Origin of the sequence: Enterococcus asini ATCC 700915, assembly GCF_000407365.1 — a bacterium.
Lineage (GTDB): Bacteria > Bacillota > Bacilli > Lactobacillales > Enterococcaceae > Enterococcus_C > Enterococcus_C asini.
In genome coordinates, this window is record NZ_ASVU01000001.1 from 590,636 (window position 1) to 605,677 (window position 15,042).

12 protein-coding genes are annotated in these 15,042 nt (G+C 46.4%); 2 read left to right on the forward strand and 10 right to left on the reverse strand.

Annotated elements, in window-relative coordinates:
* Positions 1-102: 102 nt before the first annotated feature.
* The 9 genes from ftsH to pth form a co-directional block, all read right to left on the reverse strand.
* Complete coding sequence (gene ftsH / locus I579_RS02925) at positions 103-2,235, reverse strand: ATP-dependent zinc metalloprotease FtsH (RefSeq protein ID WP_010754883.1); 2,133 nt, start codon at positions 2,233-2,235, stop codon at positions 103-105.
* Between the two features lie 74 nt (positions 2,236-2,309).
* On the reverse strand, positions 2,310-2,855 hold the full coding sequence (hpt, locus tag I579_RS02930; RefSeq protein ID WP_010754884.1) for a hypoxanthine phosphoribosyltransferase: 546 nt from the start codon (positions 2,853-2,855) through the stop codon (positions 2,310-2,312).
* 35 nt (positions 2,856-2,890) lie between these two features.
* On the reverse strand, positions 2,891-4,306 hold the full coding sequence (gene tilS / locus I579_RS02935) for a tRNA lysidine(34) synthetase TilS (RefSeq protein WP_010754885.1): 1,416 nt from the start codon (positions 4,304-4,306) through the stop codon (positions 2,891-2,893).
* 75 nt (positions 4,307-4,381) lie between these two features.
* Positions 4,382-4,870, reverse strand: coding sequence for a S1 domain-containing RNA-binding protein (locus I579_RS02940; protein ID WP_010754886.1), 489 nt, complete (start codon positions 4,868-4,870; stop codon positions 4,382-4,384).
* A 41-nt stretch (positions 4,871-4,911) separates the two neighbouring features.
* A complete protein-coding gene (locus I579_RS02945) occupies positions 4,912-5,358 on the reverse strand; it encodes an FtsB family cell division protein (RefSeq protein ID WP_010754887.1) in 447 nt (148 codons plus the stop codon).
* Between the two features lie 84 nt (positions 5,359-5,442).
* Positions 5,443-5,706, reverse strand: coding sequence for an RNA-binding S4 domain-containing protein (locus I579_RS02950; RefSeq protein ID WP_010754888.1), 264 nt, complete (start codon positions 5,704-5,706; stop codon positions 5,443-5,445).
* Between the two features lies 1 nt (position 5,707).
* On the reverse strand, positions 5,708-7,297 hold the full coding sequence (locus I579_RS02955; protein ID WP_010754889.1) for a putative polysaccharide biosynthesis protein: 1,590 nt from the start codon (positions 7,295-7,297) through the stop codon (positions 5,708-5,710).
* A gap of 34 nt (positions 7,298-7,331) precedes the next feature.
* Positions 7,332-10,877 (reverse strand): transcription-repair coupling factor, encoded by a 3,546-nt coding sequence (gene mfd / locus I579_RS02960; protein WP_010754890.1) that lies wholly within the window; start codon positions 10,875-10,877, stop codon positions 7,332-7,334.
* Positions 10,878-10,894: 17 nt separating this feature from the next.
* Positions 10,895-11,464, reverse strand: a complete 570-nt coding sequence (gene pth, locus I579_RS02965; protein ID WP_010754891.1) for an aminoacyl-tRNA hydrolase — start codon at positions 11,462-11,464, stop codon at positions 10,895-10,897.
* A 335-nt stretch (positions 11,465-11,799) separates the two neighbouring features.
* Here pth and I579_RS02970 point away from each other — a divergent pair, with 335 nt between their 5' ends.
* Both I579_RS02970 and I579_RS02975 read left to right on the forward strand, forming a co-directional pair.
* The gene (locus I579_RS02970) at positions 11,800-12,792 is read left to right on the forward strand and encodes an L-lactate dehydrogenase (RefSeq protein WP_010754892.1); all 993 of its coding nucleotides are present in this window, start codon (positions 11,800-11,802) and stop codon (positions 12,790-12,792) included.
* Positions 12,793-13,025: 233 nt separating this feature from the next.
* The gene (locus I579_RS02975; protein WP_010754893.1) at positions 13,026-14,432 is read left to right on the forward strand and encodes a L,D-transpeptidase family protein; all 1,407 of its coding nucleotides are present in this window, start codon (positions 13,026-13,028) and stop codon (positions 14,430-14,432) included.
* A 94-nt stretch (positions 14,433-14,526) separates the two neighbouring features.
* Here I579_RS02975 and I579_RS02980 read toward each other — a convergent pair whose 3' ends face one another.
* Positions 14,527-15,036 carry a DinB family protein gene (locus I579_RS02980; RefSeq protein ID WP_010754894.1) on the reverse strand — a complete coding sequence of 170 codons (510 nt, stop codon included), beginning with the start codon at positions 15,034-15,036 and terminating at the stop codon, positions 14,527-14,529.
* Between the last annotated feature and the right edge of the window lie 6 nt (positions 15,037-15,042).

Consider the following 15,042-nt stretch of genomic DNA (forward strand, 5'->3'; position numbering starts at 1 on the left):
GGAATTTATGTATTTTTTCTCAATAGGCATACAAAAAAAGAGTTCTTCCAAGCATCACTGCCTGAAAGAACTCTTTTATTCGCTAATAAAACCAACGCTAGTTTATTTATCCTCGTCCTCGATGTCTTTGTGTTCTTCATCGATAGCGGATTGGACTTCCTTGGTTTCCTCATCGGAGCCAAGGCGCGCTTCCTTCGCTTCTGCGTCGAAATAATCTTTCGCTTCATCGAAGTCTTTCTTTTCTTCCGCTTGTTTTTCCGCATCCTTTTCTTCCAAAGCACGTTTGGCTTCTTCGAACGTTTGCGCTTTTTCGCTAGGGTAAGCATCCTCTGCTCCCGCCGGCATTTGACCGGTTTCGAACAAGGATTTGATTGCTTTGGCATCTAGTGTTTCAAACTCTAGTAGTTTTTCAGCAATCAATTTGTGTTGTTCCCGGTGTGTTTCAATGATTTCCCGTGCTTTTGCATGGGCGCTCATTAAAATACTGCGAACTTCTTGGTCGATTTCAAAAGCAACTTGTTCAGAGTAAGCTTTAGTTTGACCATAGTCACGACCAACAAAGACTTGATGGTTGCCTTCGTATTGAACTGGGCCAAGCTTGTCGCTCATTCCATATTCAGTGACCATGCTCCGAGCCAAGCCAGTTGCTTGTTCGAAGTCATTGGAAGCACCAGTAGATTGAACGTTGAAAATGATTTCTTCCGCTGTCCGACCACCTAAGAGACCAACGATTTGTTCGAACATATCGTCTTTGGTCATCAACATTTGATCTTCTTTCGGCAAAGCAATCATGTACCCCCCAGCACGTCCCCGAGGAATGATGGTAACTTTGTGTACGACCCGGGCGCGGCTTAAGACTAAGCCCACGATAGTATGGCCGGCTTCGTGGTAGGCCACCATTTCCCGTTCTCGTTTGGAGATGACCCGATCTTTCTTCGCAGGTCCTGCAATTACGCGATCTTCTGCTTCATCAATATCGGAAGCATCGATTTTCTTCTTGTTACGACGAGCCGCTACTAAAGCCGCTTCGTTCAAGACGTTTTCCAAATCAGCCCCGGCAAAACCAGGTGTTTGTTGAGCAACGACTTTCAAGTCCACATCGTCTGCCAACGGTTTGTTCCGCGCGTGAACCCGTAAGATAGCTTCCCGACCTTTCACATCTGGACGACCGACTAAGATTTGACGGTCAAAACGTCCTGGACGCAACAAGGCTGGATCCAAAACATCGGAACGGTTCGTAGCAGCAATGACGATGACGCCTTCGTTACCATCAAACCCGTCCATTTCCACGAGCAATTGGTTCAAGGTTTGTTCCCGTTCATCGTGGCCACCGCCCATGCCGGCGCCCCGTTGACGCCCAACCGCATCGATTTCATCGATAAAGATAATGGCTGGCGCATTTTTCTTCGCTGTTTCAAAGAGATCTCGCACACGACTAGCCCCGACCCCGACGAACATTTCCACGAAGTCTGAACCAGAGATGGAGTAAAATGGCACGCCTGCTTCACCGGCCACGGCTTTTGCAAGCAATGTTTTACCAGTTCCGGGAGGTCCTTCTAGTAAGACCCCAGCAGGGATCCGAGCCCCTAGTTCTACGAAGCGACGTGGGTCTTTCAAGAATTCCACGACTTCGACTAGTTCTTGTTTTTCTTCTTCGGCCCCGGCTACGTCAGAGAAACGCACCCGATTGGCTTTTTTGTCGGCTTCTTTGGCTTTGGACTTACCGAAGTTCATCACTCGGCCGCCACCGCCGCCACCGCCGCCTTGTTGTCCCATCATCATGTAGAAGAGGAAGAAGATCAAGACCAGTGGCAAGAAGCTCATGATTAAGCTCAACCACAGTCCGCTGTTGGACTCTTCTTTGATAACGGTCTTCACATTACTCTCAGATGCCAAATTCGTGATTTCGCTCAAAGTACTGTCATTTGGCAAAATGATCGTTGTGAAGCTACTGGTTTCAGCAGCCGTATCGCCTAAGATGCTTAGGCCATTACTATTTGATACTTCTTGTTTTTCTTTGTACTCCCCGGTGATCTTGTAGGTCCCGTTCGCAGGTTGTACGGAGAAACTCTTGATTTTCCCGTCCGCAAGCTGCTCTTTGAAGGTGGAGTACTCGATATCCGGCGACTGTTGCCCACCATTTCCAAACAAGAAATAGACGACTGTGATCATCGCCAGCAGCACGAGTACATAGTACAAGGTATTTTTTAACATACCATTATTTTTCTTGTTCATGCTCGCCCTCCTTGGCTAATTATTTTATCAATCCTGACCATTTCATTGTATCATATCTAGATTTGATTCTGTCACTAATTTGATTGATAAACACGAGGTTTTAAGACGCCTACATAAGGAAGGTTACGGTATTGTTCCGCGTAATCCAATCCATAGCCGACGACAAATTCATTTGGTACATCGAAACCAATGTAATCGGCATCGATTTTTACCACGCGGCCTTCTGGTTTGTCCAATAAAGTCGCGATTTTAACCGAGTTGGCTTTGCGGTATTTGAAAAGATCCACTAAGTAAGACAAAGTGCGCCCACTGTCGATGATGTCTTCGATGATCAACAAGTCCCGGCCTTCCACGTTGGTGTCCAAGTCTTTCAAGATTTTCACTTCACCGGAAGAGACGGTGGCATTGCCATAACTGGAGACATCCATGAAGTCTAACTCCAAATAGCAATCCATCTCCCGGCAAAGATCCGCCATGAAATGAATCGAACCTTTCAATACGCCAATCACTAATGGGTTTTTCCCTTGATATTCTGCGGTCAATTCTTTGCCCAACTCTTTACAGCGTTCGGCGATTTGCTCTTTTGTAATGAGTACCTTTTCGATATCCTTCTCCAGCATAGTCTGCTCCTTCCAATCCCACTTCTTATTCATTGTTATTTTTTGTATTTATAAAGAAGTCTGTAGTGTATTTTATCAGTTTCTTTCCCAATACTCAAATAGGACAGGGCGACTGGTAGAACCCCCAAAATCCGTCCTTTACGATCCGTCATTACCCAAGTGCGCTCTCGCATTACATTGGGGATCTTTTTATCGATCAAAATCCGGGAAATCTTTTTCCTCAAAGCGGGGGTTAATTGAATGCGGTCCCCAGCGACTCGTTTGCGCAACATCACCTCAGTAGGAAAGTCTACTGGCAAAGCGTGACTGAATTCTGACCAAAGTTTGACTTTTTCCGGAATTTTTCCTCGCTCTTCTGGAAGAATTCCCGTCGCATCGGCCGGCAAGAACCCTAGCCACTCCCCCTCGCTTAAGAAAATCCCACTGCCTAAAGAAAGCGTCTGGCTGTCTATTGTCAGAATTTCGGCTTCTTTTTTTTGTAGTAAAAATTGCTGGTATTCCCGTCGTGCTTGCCAACCGTCTCCTAAGTCCACAGACCACTGGGAGCGTTCACTGGCTAGACACCGTAAAATCAGTTGCAATTGTTCCTCGTGAAACATTAGCCCTTGTTGATTGCGCAGTTTCAACAGACAATACTGCACACAAAAATAGCGTTGCCCTGGTGGTAGCACAGATAGAGCCTGAACTGGCAGCTTCCAGCCGTTTTCTAAAGGCGAGACATATTCTTCAAACCAGGCTTCTAAACTTTCTTGCTGCCACTGCACCGTCCACTGAATTTGCTGGGCCAACTGGGTAAAATGGGCCAAAACTTGTGGATTTTCCGCTTTTAATAAAGGCACCACTTGTTGTCGCAGACGATTTCTTTGAACATCCAGCTTGGTATTGGTGGCATCTTCGTAATAGACTAAGTGATTTTTATGGGCATACTCCCGCAGTTCTTCCTTAGCAAAGGACAACAAGGGCCGCAGCAGACGCCCTGGAGCAAAAGGTTGCTCTGGCTTAATTCCGCCGGCAGTTTGCAAGTTGCCTTCTCGTAGCATCTTCATCAGCATGGTTTCCAGTTGATCACCACTGTGGTGCGCCGTCATTAAGGTGTCGTACTTTTCTTCTACCATAATCTCTCGGAAAAACTGATAGCGAAAATTCCGGGCCGCCTCTTCAATGCCCTTAGCCGGTGCTTCTTCCCAGCGGCGCCCATAAAAAGCAATTTCCCTTCTTGCACAATAGGCTTTTAAAAAGGCTTCTTCTGCTTCGGATTCCGGGCGTAGTTGATGATTCACATGGGCCACCCCGATGGTCAAAGGCAGTCTTGAAGTGACCTTTTCCATTAAAGAAAGGAGCACCATGGAGTCCACCCCGCCGGAAACCGCTAGCAAAATTCGGCTGTTGGGCTGCCAAACGCCACGACTCTCTCCTTGTTGCCAAAAAGCCTGTTCCAAGTCTTGGGCCATCTTTCTTGCCTCCTTGTTTTACATACGAAAAAAGCGGGAAGAACTGTCTCGGACAGTCATCCCGCATCTACTCGCTTAATTACGGCGACCGCCACGGCCACCACGTTTTCCTTCTGTGTTTCGGCGTAGAGAAGAAAGCCGATCGTCGCTGTCTTTCATGAAGGAACTCATCAATGAATCAAAATCCTGCTTCGTGTCATTGCCGAAGTTGTTGCGACCTTGATGTTGGCCAGAACCACGGTTATAAGGCTTTTTCCCACCACGATCGTTAGGACGTCCTGTTGACCCTTTGTGTGGACCTTTTGCAAAATCACGTTTTTCCTGTGGTTTGTCTTGGGCCTTGCGAATGGACAAGCCAATCTTGCCATCATTGCCCACGGAAGTAACGACCACCGTTACTTCATCCCCAACTTTCAACACTTCGTTGATATCTTTCACATAGCCGTCAGAAACTTCACTGATGTGGACTAAACCAGTTTTTCTGTCGCCTAAATCGACAAAAGCACCAAAATTTGTGATACCAGACACTTTTCCTTGAAGCTTTTCTCCTACTTCGATTGCCATTAAAAAATGTTCCTCCTAGTATTGACTCTAATATATTTACCCTACTTTTCAGTAGTAGTTGATGAATGAGTATTCTCTAAGGCTTTTTGAACCTGTTCATCCGTCTTATCGGTTTGTTTATCCCCCGGTAATGGGTAGATCGTTTCGCCGTCTTCTGAATAGAAGAAGCGACTGCGGGCCAACTTCGCCACGTAATCTTCATCTTGAAGCTGCTTGACTTCCGTCTTCAGGTCCGCCACATTATCGGCCAGTACCTTTTGATCGGCGACGGCTTCTTTTTTGATTGCTTGCAGTTCGTTAACCTTTTGTTGATCTTGATACAGATTGAAGCCTACAAAACCAAAAATTGTCAGGGCAATGACAAAAAGCAGACCTAAACGTCGTCTGCGAAAAATCGCCTGGCGATGTTCTTTGATCATCTTGGCAGTTTGCTGCTTGGCAAAGTCCGTATCAATTGGGGTAACCTTTTCTTCTGGCCCTTGCATCATGAACGCTGGTCTCCTTCTTTTTGTTTGCACTGATTGATTTGGTTCTTATTATACCAACTATACTTAGGGATGTCTAATGGAATTCTAGTCCTCATTGATCCGCTTTTCACTGATGATTTCATACATTTTCGCCGCATCGTCTTTTTTGGTGGACTCGTGCAGCTCTTGAATTTTGACTTCCAAGACTTTGTTGCCAAATTGAATCGTCAACACATCGCCTACTTTGACGCTGGAGCTGGACTTAGCCACTTTGCCATTAATCTGGATACGACCTTTGTCCGCTACTTCTTTTGCGACTTGTCGTCGTTTGATGATTCGTGAAATTTTTAAAAATTTGTCTAAACGCATGTCAATCCTTCTTTCTTTTCATGGTCAGTATTTTTTTCCCAAATGGCAATAAGAGCCACTCGCGAATGGTAAATAATTTGCTAACTAAAGCCAGCTTTAAAAAGGTGGCAATCCCGATGACTACTCCTGATAAAGCTAACAAAAGAGCGGTGAGTCGGCTAATGGCCGGGTCCCAAATGACTAAAAACAAGTCATACCCCACTACTACAAAGACCAAGCCCAAGGTGCAAAAGAGCAGTTTTACCAAAAAACGACGCTCGGTTAAAAAGGCGTTAATTGCCGGGGTGGTTTGCTTGGCAATGTACACCAAAGTCACGGCTAAGCCTAACAAAGTAGAACAGCTCGCTCCCACCGTGCCTAAAGCCCACGTTAAAGGCCACGTGGCCACAAATTTCACCGCTAGCCCTAAAAGTGCGGCTCGCAATGGAATCCGGAAACGATTTTGGCTCTGAGCAATACTTTGATAGCCTTGAATCATCCCCATTTCAAAAATGGCCCCGACATAAATGATTAAAGGTAAATTACCGGAAGCATCTTTGAACAACGCGTAGTTGATTAAAGGTAACAAAAGCGCCAAGCCCGCAGCTGCCGCCAGCGAAATGCTAGTGGTTAAACGCAGGTACATCTTACTCGTTGCCAGATACAAGCCTTCGTTTTTTTGAAGCAAGTATTTGGTTAACGCCGGCAAAAAGGTTGAACTTAAAGCCCCTGCGACCACTAAGCCTAATTGTACGAGGGGTTGACCTCGGTCATAGACTCCTTTGGTCACTCGGGCCACTTGTGGCAATAAACCGCCCGCTTGCAAAGCATTGGCTACAAAAAACGAATCCACTAATTGAAATAAAATCAGCAGACCGCTGTAGATGGACACCAAGCCCCCTTCTACCAAGAAGCGACGGAACAAAGGCCAATGCCAAGCTGTCCGCCAATTAATCGGATATAGGCCTAAGCGGCGCCCAGTGATTTTCTTTTGATACACCAATAAGATAATCAGCGCCACCAAACCGCCACAAACCGCACCAAACATGGCCAAAGTCCCGGTTTGGTACACGCTTAAGCCCCAACGAACAAAGCCAAAGGAAGCAAGTAAAATCACCGCCACCCGCACCAATTGTTCCCAAACTTGAGAAACCGCCGTGGGAGTCATTAACAGATTTCCTTGAAAATTGCCCCGGTAAAAGGACAAGATGGGAACAAAGAGAAAGGTCACTGCTACTACACGAATCAAGGGAGCTAATTCCGGGTCCCCCATGAGTTTGGCAATGAAGCTTGCTCCAAGAAAAATCAGGGCAAACAGGGCTACCCCGCTTAAAAAGACCATGGGAAATAGTCGTTGAATCGCCTTTTGCTGTTCTTTGACGCCTGCTTGTTCTGCCACATACTTGGATAAAAACTGGGGCAAACCGGATAAGGCCAAGGTCATGGCTAGCCCATAGAGCGGGTAAACCTGCTGATAGACGTAAAAGCCCTCGTCTCCTACTAAGTTTTGGAAAGGTACCCGATAGACGGCACTTAGCAGTTTCGCCACAAAGGAGGCCGCAGTCAGCACCAAGGCGCCTTGCATCACGGACTTCATCTTCGTTTCCGGCATAGGCCGCCTCCTTTCTCCCCAAGGATTCAAAAAACTAGTCCTTAGGTTGGTTTTTCTCTTTTTCTTTTAGCGCTTTGTACTTTTCAGCCCGTAATGCTTTGACAAATTCTTGGACTTCATGAAGCCAAACCGCTTGTCCCATTTTTTTCTCGATAGTTAAGATGATGCTCATCTTTTCTCGGTCCACGCCCATAGTCGCCTTCAACTTCGTGGCTCCTAAGGCTTCAAAGAGTTGTTCTACAGAATAAAGCTTCGTACCGGCCTTACTCAACGTAAAACGAATCTTGTCGTCTTGCTTGCGGATGGTTTCCAGTAAAGCCCGGTCTCCGTCCATTTTAATCTGACCAATCGTCAACAGATGGGAAACTTCATCTGGGAATTCCCCGAAGCGATCCAATAAATCATCCTGGATTTCGTCCAAGGTTTCTTCTGTTTCCATCTCACGAATTCGCTTGTAGATTTCGATTTTTTGCCGTTCGTCTTCAATATAAGTCCCCGGTACATAGGCATCGATGCCCAAGTCGATTTCCACAGAGGTGCGCTCGTTTTGTGTGTTTTTCCCTTGTTTACGGGCCACGGCTTCACTGAGCATTTGAGAATACATATCAAACCCGACGGCATCGATAAAGCCATGCTGTTGGGCGCCTAAGAGATTTCCCGCCCCACGAATGGAAAGGTCCCGCATGGCGATTTTGAAGCCTGAGCCTAATTCCGTGAAGTCTTTAATGGCCTGGAGACGCTTTTCGCTGACTTCATTCAAGACTTTTTGTGGCTCGTACATAAAGTAGGCATAGGCCACCCGATTGCTTCGCCCTACCCGCCCGCGTAACTGATACAACGTGGATAAGCCCATGTAATCGGCATTTTCCACAAAGAGAGTATTGACATTCGGAATGTCCACGCCGGTTTCAATAATCGTGGTAGTTACCAAGATGTCGTACATGCCCTCGATAAAATCAAACAACGTGTTTTCCAGTTGAATCTCCGTCATTTGTCCGTGGGCGTAGGCAATCCGGGCATCCGGCAAAAGTTCTTGAATCTCTTCTACCTTGCGCTCGATGGTTTCCACCCGATTGTACAGATAAAAAATCTGACCGCCCCGGGCTAATTCCCGTTGCATAGCCTCCCGGATCGCACCAGGATTTTTCTCCATGACATACGTCTGAATCGGGTAGCGATTTTCCGGCGGTGTTTCGATTACGGACAGATCCCGCACCCCTAACATGGACATGTGTAACGTCCGGGGAATCGGGGTCGCCGTCAAGGTCAATACGTCCACTTGAGAACGCAGTTGTTTTAAGCGCTCCTTGTGCTTCACCCCAAAACGTTGTTCTTCATCGATGACAAGTAAGCCTAAATCGGCAAACTCCACATCCTTCGATAAAAGGCGGTGCGTGCCGACTAAAATATCTAGCTGGCCTGTACGCAATTGTTCCAAAGTTTCAGTTTGTTGCTTCTTCGTGCGAAAACGGCTTAAAACGCCCACATTCACCGGAAAGCCCTCAAAGCGATCCAGCATGGTTTCGTAATGCTGTTGCGCCAAAATCGTCGTAGGCACTAAAAAGGCCACTTGCTTACTTTCTTTAATGGCCTTGAAAGCAGCCCGCAAAGCGACTTCCGTTTTCCCAAAGCCCACGTCACCGACTAACAAGCGATCCATGGGTTTGTCTTTTTCCATATCACGCTTGATTTCCGCCGTACTGCGCAATTGGTCATCGGTCTCACTATAGGGAAAGGCATCTTCAAATTCCTTTTGATAAGCATCATCTGGGCCAAAAGCATAGCCTTTTTCCGATTCCCGCTTGGCATAGAGTAAGATCAAATCGTCGGCGATATCCTCGATTTTCCCAGCGACTTTTCGCTTGGTCTTGCTCCACTCGCTGCCCCCCAGTTTGTTAATCCGCGGGGACTTGGACTCAGAAGCTACATATTTTTGAATCAAATTCAGCTGCGTTACCGGAATAAAGAGCTTGTCGTCGTTTTGATAGAGGATGGTTAAGTAGTCTTGATGAACCCCATCCACCTCTAAGGTTTGCATCCCCACAAATTTCCCAATCCCGTGATTGGCATGAACCACAAAATCCCCAGGTTTTAATTCGTTGTAACTCTTCAGGCGCTCCGCATTGGTAACATTTTGCCGACGAGCCCGTTTTCGTTTCACTTGTTGGAAAATTTCCTTTTCCGTGACCACCACTAGATGGTCTTGAGGCATTTCAAAACCATTTTGCAAACTGCCTTCAATGATTTGGGTCCGTCCCGTAAGCAAATGATCCGGTTCTGTGATCACTCCGTAAATATTGTGATCTCGAAAATCTTCTTCCAGCTTTTGGGCCCGTTCTTTGTCTCCTACTAAGAAGACCACGGTTTGTCCTTGGTTTTCCCAGCGGGTGACCTCGGTCTTCAGCAGTCCCATTTGACTGAAAAACTGCTGCATTGGCCGGTACTGGACATTTAAAATAGAAGAAAAGCGCAGATTGCCCATGCCTTTTTGGAACAACGCAAAAAAGGTCGTGGTGAAGGTTTCGTTCCGGAAGAAATCATGGGTATTGCTACCAAAGGTTTGTTGAGAGAAGACCCGTAATTCGCTGATTTTTTGGGTCTGCCATTCGGCTTCTTCCTTTTGCATCTCCCGGTCGGCTTCCATAATGCGGGCGTAGTCGTCCACAAACAGCAAGCTATCTGTCGGGAAATAGTCTACTAAGCTAGTCTTTTCCTGATACAAGAGATCCAAATAATACTGGGCGTATTCTCCGGGAATCCCTTCCTCCCATGATGTGATCACCTGACCAAAGTAGTCTTCTAAAAAGCTGCGATCCACTGGTTCTTTGGTCACTGCCAGACGTTTTGTCAACAGGTCTTGTAATTTTACCGCCCCTTGTTGCAAATCTTCAGGAGAGAAAACCAAATCCGTCGTCGGCGTGATCAAAGCTTCACTGGCATTCCCTAGAGAGCGTTGGGTTTCCACGTCGAAATAGCGCATGGAGTCCACTTCAATATCGAAGAGTTCGATTCGCAATGGATAGTCTGCGGTAATCGGGTAAATATCTAAAATACTTCCCCGAATACTGAATTCTCCGGGCTTCATGATCATCTGTTGGCGCTCATAGCCCATTAAGACAAGTTTTTGCGGCAGAGTTTCCAGATCAATTTCACTGCCGATTTCCCAATGAAGCTGGGCCTTTTGCCACGTGCTAACTTGGGGCAAGTACTTGCGAATGGCCGCCAATGGCAAGACAAAAATCCCTGGACGCCCAGCACTAATGGCGTTCAAGGTTTGAATCCGTTCAGCGCGAGCTTCCGGAGAGGCAAAGGCCATCTCCGCAGACAAGACCTCGTCCACGGGATAGGCAAAGACTTCCTCTGTCAGATTGCGCAAGTCTTCCACTACTTGATTCATATAATAAAGATTTGGTGTCACCACCAAAATCGGCCGCTTAAATTTTTCATAGGTTGCTAGAATGGCCAAGGTTTTCGCCGAGCCGGCCAAACCAGTCACCAATTGCCGGGATTGGCCTTCTTTTATCTGCCGGTGCCACTGCTCGATTATGGGCATCTGGGCCGTTAACTGGAGTAAATCCATTGTTTCACCAACTCTTTCTAATTCTGCACATTAAACTGATTCATAGCTTGGGTGAAGTCATGACCAGCAAGTAAATACTCACAGGCTTCCGTGGCCCTTTGGAGACTTCCTTCTATTAAAGGCAGGTCTTCTTTGGCAAAAGGACTCAAAACGTGGTTCACCACCGTCATTTTTGGTTGGGGCCGGCCGATGCCGATCTTAATGCGCTTGAAATCCTGATGGCCTAAATGGGAAATGATACTCTTGATTCCATTATGGCCTCCCGCCGAGCCTTTTTGACGCAAGCGAAGTTTTCCTAAGGCTAAGTCCAAGTCATCATAAATCACCAAGAGCTCCTCTGCCTGGATGCCAAAATAAGTCATTAACGGTCCTACTGCCCGACCGGATTCATTCATAAAGGTTTGGGGTTTTACCAAAAGGACTTTCTCCTGATTGACAAAGAACTCCGCTACTTCTGCTTCAAAAGGATTTTTCTTAAAATTCACACCGGCGTTTTGCGCCAGGCGATCTACCGTCATAAAACCGACGTTGTGTTTCGTTTGTTCGTATTTGCGGCCGGGATTGCCCAGCCCTACAATCATCTTCATCTTCTGCTTCCTTTTTCCTTTCATCGACTGCTTTCAAAAACTTGAAAACAGCACAAAAGGCTGGAGAATGCCTCTCCAGTCCTAGGGGTACTTTTTTTACGATTATAGCACAGTCCCTGTAAGAATAGACAATGAAGGCAAAAGGCTTTTCGTTTTTCTTAAGAAAGCGGGCTTTCCGGTTTTCAAATGTGAGGAATGAAGGTAGCAAAATGTAAGCCCCACCAAGGATAAATCCCGTTCTATTAAGGTTTAGCGTCAATCATATTACATGACAAACCGGAAATGAAATGATACGATTGTTACGATAAATCATGATCTGAAAGGACGGAATGGTAATGACAAAAACAAAAGATACGCTGAAAGATCATCAAAAGGTTATTCTTATTGGAGACGGTGCTGTCGGATCTAGCTACGCCTTCGCTCTTGTCACTCAAAATATCGCCCAAGAAGTCGGCATCATCGACATTAATACGAAAAAAACAGAAGGTGACGCTTTGGACTTGACCGATGCTTTAGCATGGACTTCTCCAAAACGGATTTACGCCGCAAACTATGATGACTGTCACGATGCAGACCTCGTTGTCATCACTGCCGGCGCACCACAAAAACCCGGTGAAACTCGCCTGGATCTCGTTCATAAAAACTTGAAAATCAACCGTGAAGTAGTCAACAGCGTTGTTGCTTCCGGCTTTGACGGCATCTTCTTAGTAGCAGCCAACCCAGTGGACATCTTGACTTACTCCACTTGGAAATTCTCTGGCTTCCCGAAAGAACGGGTATTAGGTTCTGGGACTTCCTTGGACTCTGCTCGTTTCCGTCAAAAAATTGCTGAAATGGTTGGCGTTGATGCACGTAACGTCCATGCCTATATCTTAGGGGAACACGGGGATTCCGAATTCCCTGTTTGGTCCCATGCCAATGTCGGCGGTTTGCAAATTTATGAATGGGTGAAGAGCAATCCAGATGTGGATGAAGAAGCTATGGTTAACCTCTTCTTCAGCGTGCGGGATGCGGCTTACACAATCATCGACAAGAAAGGCGCTACTTTCTACGGAATCGCCGTAGCATTAGCCCGGATCACCCGTGCTATCTTAAACGATGAAAATGCCATCTTCCCAGTATCTGCTTACTTGGATGATCAATACGGTCAAAGCGATATTTACATCGGCGCTCCAGCCGTGGTCAATGCCAAAGGGGTTAAAACCGTCATTGAAATCCCACTAAGCGATTCCGAACAAGACCGGATGAATGCTTCTGCGAAAGAATTGAAGGCCGTTCTTACGGAAGCCTTTAAAAAACTAGAAGCAGAAGATGCAGCTGGCAAATAAGCTGACTTGCAGACTACGGGCCCTATTTTTAGGGTCCGTTTTTTTGTCAAAAAATCGAAAAGAGCCGTAAACCTTTGCTCTTTCATTTCATAAAAACCTACTTTTATTACAGATTATTAAAAAATCATTTTTCTTAAACCCTGTCGCTAGTATTTTAAGTAAATCGTGCTATCATTGTGCTAAACTGGTAGAATATCTATGAACTTATATTTTATACATAAGGAGTTAACAATATGTCTCGTACATCTCGTCACAAAAAATCCGGGAAAAAGAAGTACGTCCTCATTGCCATCCTCGTGGTGCTAGCCGCTTTGACCACAGGCTACGGCGTCAACGCCAGCAACTACTCTGAGCGTTTCTTGCCCAACACCAAGATTAATCATACCGATATTAGTGATCTCACCGTGGCCGAAGCCAATAAAAAGCTCAAAGCCGCAACAGATGATACGAAGTTCACTATTACGGACAACGGTCAGGAATGGAAAAGCATCTCTTTGTCCGATTTGGGGATGAAAACCGACTTTTCCGGGGAACTGAAAAATCTCTTAGAAGACCAAAACCAATGGGGTTGGGGAATGGCCTATGTCTTTACAAATGATAGCAGTGATGTGAACGGCTTGACCTTGGATAAAGACGAACTCAATGCGGCAGCGGCAACGATTCAAGGAGAGCTTAATACCTTGAATGAAAGTCGTACGAAAACCACCAACGCTACCTTGACCAAAGGTGACTCTGGCTTCACGATTACCCCTGAAGTCAACGGGAATTCCGTTAACGTGGACAATGTCATCAAAGACTTAAAAGACTTTGTGTCAAAAGACAAGTCCGGCTTAGAATTAATGGATTACACAGAAAAACCAACCGTCCTTTCCACGGATGAAAGTCTCCAAACGGAAATGAACAAACTCAATCAAATCGCCCAAATCCAAGCCAACTACACCATTAACGGGGAAACGTTCCAAATCCCAACGGAGTCCATTTCCAGTTGGTTGCAATACACCGATGGCGAAATCACCTTGGACCGAGATCAAGTTAAGGCTTATGTGGCTTCCTTGGGAGATAAATACAACACCAGTACAAACCCTACGAAATTCAAAAGTACCAAACGAGGCGAAGTCAGCGTACCAGCCGGAACCTTAAGCTGGACGATCCAAGTGGACACAGAAACCGATGCTTTGGTGGAAGCCATCCTAGCAGGAGAAGCCTTTACCCGCACACCAGTAACCAAAGGGAGCTCCACCGCTGCTGAACCGATGATTGGCAACACGTATATCGAAGTCGATATGGAAAACCAACACATGTGGTACTACAAAGACGGCGCCGTTGCACTGGAAACCGACGTAGTAACTGGGAAACCAACCACCGCGACTCCCGCTGGTGTAAACTACATTTGGGAAAAGAAAACCAACGAAACTTTAAAAGGGAAAAATGAAGATGGTAGCGACTATGCCACACCAGTAGATTACTGGTTGCCAATCGACTGGTCCGGCGTGGGCATCCACGACTCCAGCTGGCAAGCTGCTTATGGTGGCGACCGTTACTTGACTTATGGCTCCCACGGCTGTGTCAATACACCACCGGATGTCATGAAGACACTTTATGAAACCGTAGAAGAAGGCACCCCGGTCTTAGTCTTTTAAACACAAAAAACGGAACAGCCCCGGCTGCTCCGTTTTTTTCTAGCTTAAAATAAAACAGGTCTTTCGCTTTAGTTTGGCGAGAGACCTGTTTTGCTTATTTATTGATTACCAATCGTCTGGTGTAAACCGCTTGGCCAGAGTGCATCACGGCATCATCAATCACTGATACGAGACGAACTTCCCGCGTCACCGGCTCTGCCCAGGAATCATCCACCACATCTTGTAAAGTGGCTTCATCCAAAGATTCCAAGTAGTCCACCGTTAGTTGAATGCTAGCTGCTAAATACGCCGATAAGAGATCTTTGTCAGCCACCGTCACTTGGGCCGCTTCTTGTGGTGTATGGTGCCACTCCTCTGTATCGTCTGGTAGAGGCAGCGCAAACCGCTCACTCCACCCGGCGTTTTGCCACAAGGAAGGTACCCCTTTTAAATCGGATACTTGCAAATCCAACTCCCGGCCGGTGTGCCACATTAACCACGTAACGGACTTGATCAAAGGATGAGGCATGGTATTGGCTTCCGCTACCGTCATTTGAGCTAACGTGTCTTCCAACCGTTCTTGAGCCCGCAGCAAGGTTGCCACGGATAATGCCGTTGCTTTCATTTGCTT

What these genes read in the sequence shown, in the direction of transcription:
- I579_RS02975 (WP_010754893.1), top strand. Translation starts at nt 13,026, where the DNA reads ATGTCTCGTACATCTCGTCACAAAAAATCCGGGAAAAAGAAGTACGTC.
- I579_RS02945 (WP_010754887.1), bottom strand. Translation starts at nt 5,358, where the DNA reads ATGATGCAAGGGCCAGAAGAAAAGGTTACCCCAATTGATACGGACTTT.
- ftsH (WP_010754883.1), bottom strand. Translation starts at nt 2,235, where the DNA reads ATGAACAAGAAAAATAATGGTATGTTAAAAAATACCTTGTACTATGTA.
- I579_RS02970 (WP_010754892.1), top strand. Translation starts at nt 11,800, where the DNA reads ATGACAAAAACAAAAGATACGCTGAAAGATCATCAAAAGGTTATTCTT.
- pth (WP_010754891.1), bottom strand. Translation starts at nt 11,464, where the DNA reads ATGAAGATGATTGTAGGGCTGGGCAATCCCGGCCGCAAATACGAACAA.
- mfd (WP_010754890.1), bottom strand. Translation starts at nt 10,877, where the DNA reads ATGGATTTACTCCAGTTAACGGCCCAGATGCCCATAATCGAGCAGTGG.
- I579_RS02940 (WP_010754886.1), bottom strand. Translation starts at nt 4,870, where the DNA reads ATGGCAATCGAAGTAGGAGAAAAGCTTCAAGGAAAAGTGTCTGGTATC.
- I579_RS02980 (WP_010754894.1), bottom strand. Translation starts at nt 15,036, where the DNA reads ATGAAAGCAACGGCATTATCCGTGGCAACCTTGCTGCGGGCTCAAGAA.
- I579_RS02950 (WP_010754888.1), bottom strand. Translation starts at nt 5,706, where the DNA reads ATGCGTTTAGACAAATTTTTAAAAATTTCACGAATCATCAAACGACGA.
- I579_RS02955 (WP_010754889.1), bottom strand. Translation starts at nt 7,297, where the DNA reads ATGCCGGAAACGAAGATGAAGTCCGTGATGCAAGGCGCCTTGGTGCTG.
- tilS (WP_010754885.1), bottom strand. Translation starts at nt 4,306, where the DNA reads ATGGCCCAAGACTTGGAACAGGCTTTTTGGCAACAAGGAGAGAGTCGT.
- hpt (WP_010754884.1), bottom strand. Translation starts at nt 2,855, where the DNA reads ATGCTGGAGAAGGATATCGAAAAGGTACTCATTACAAAAGAGCAAATC.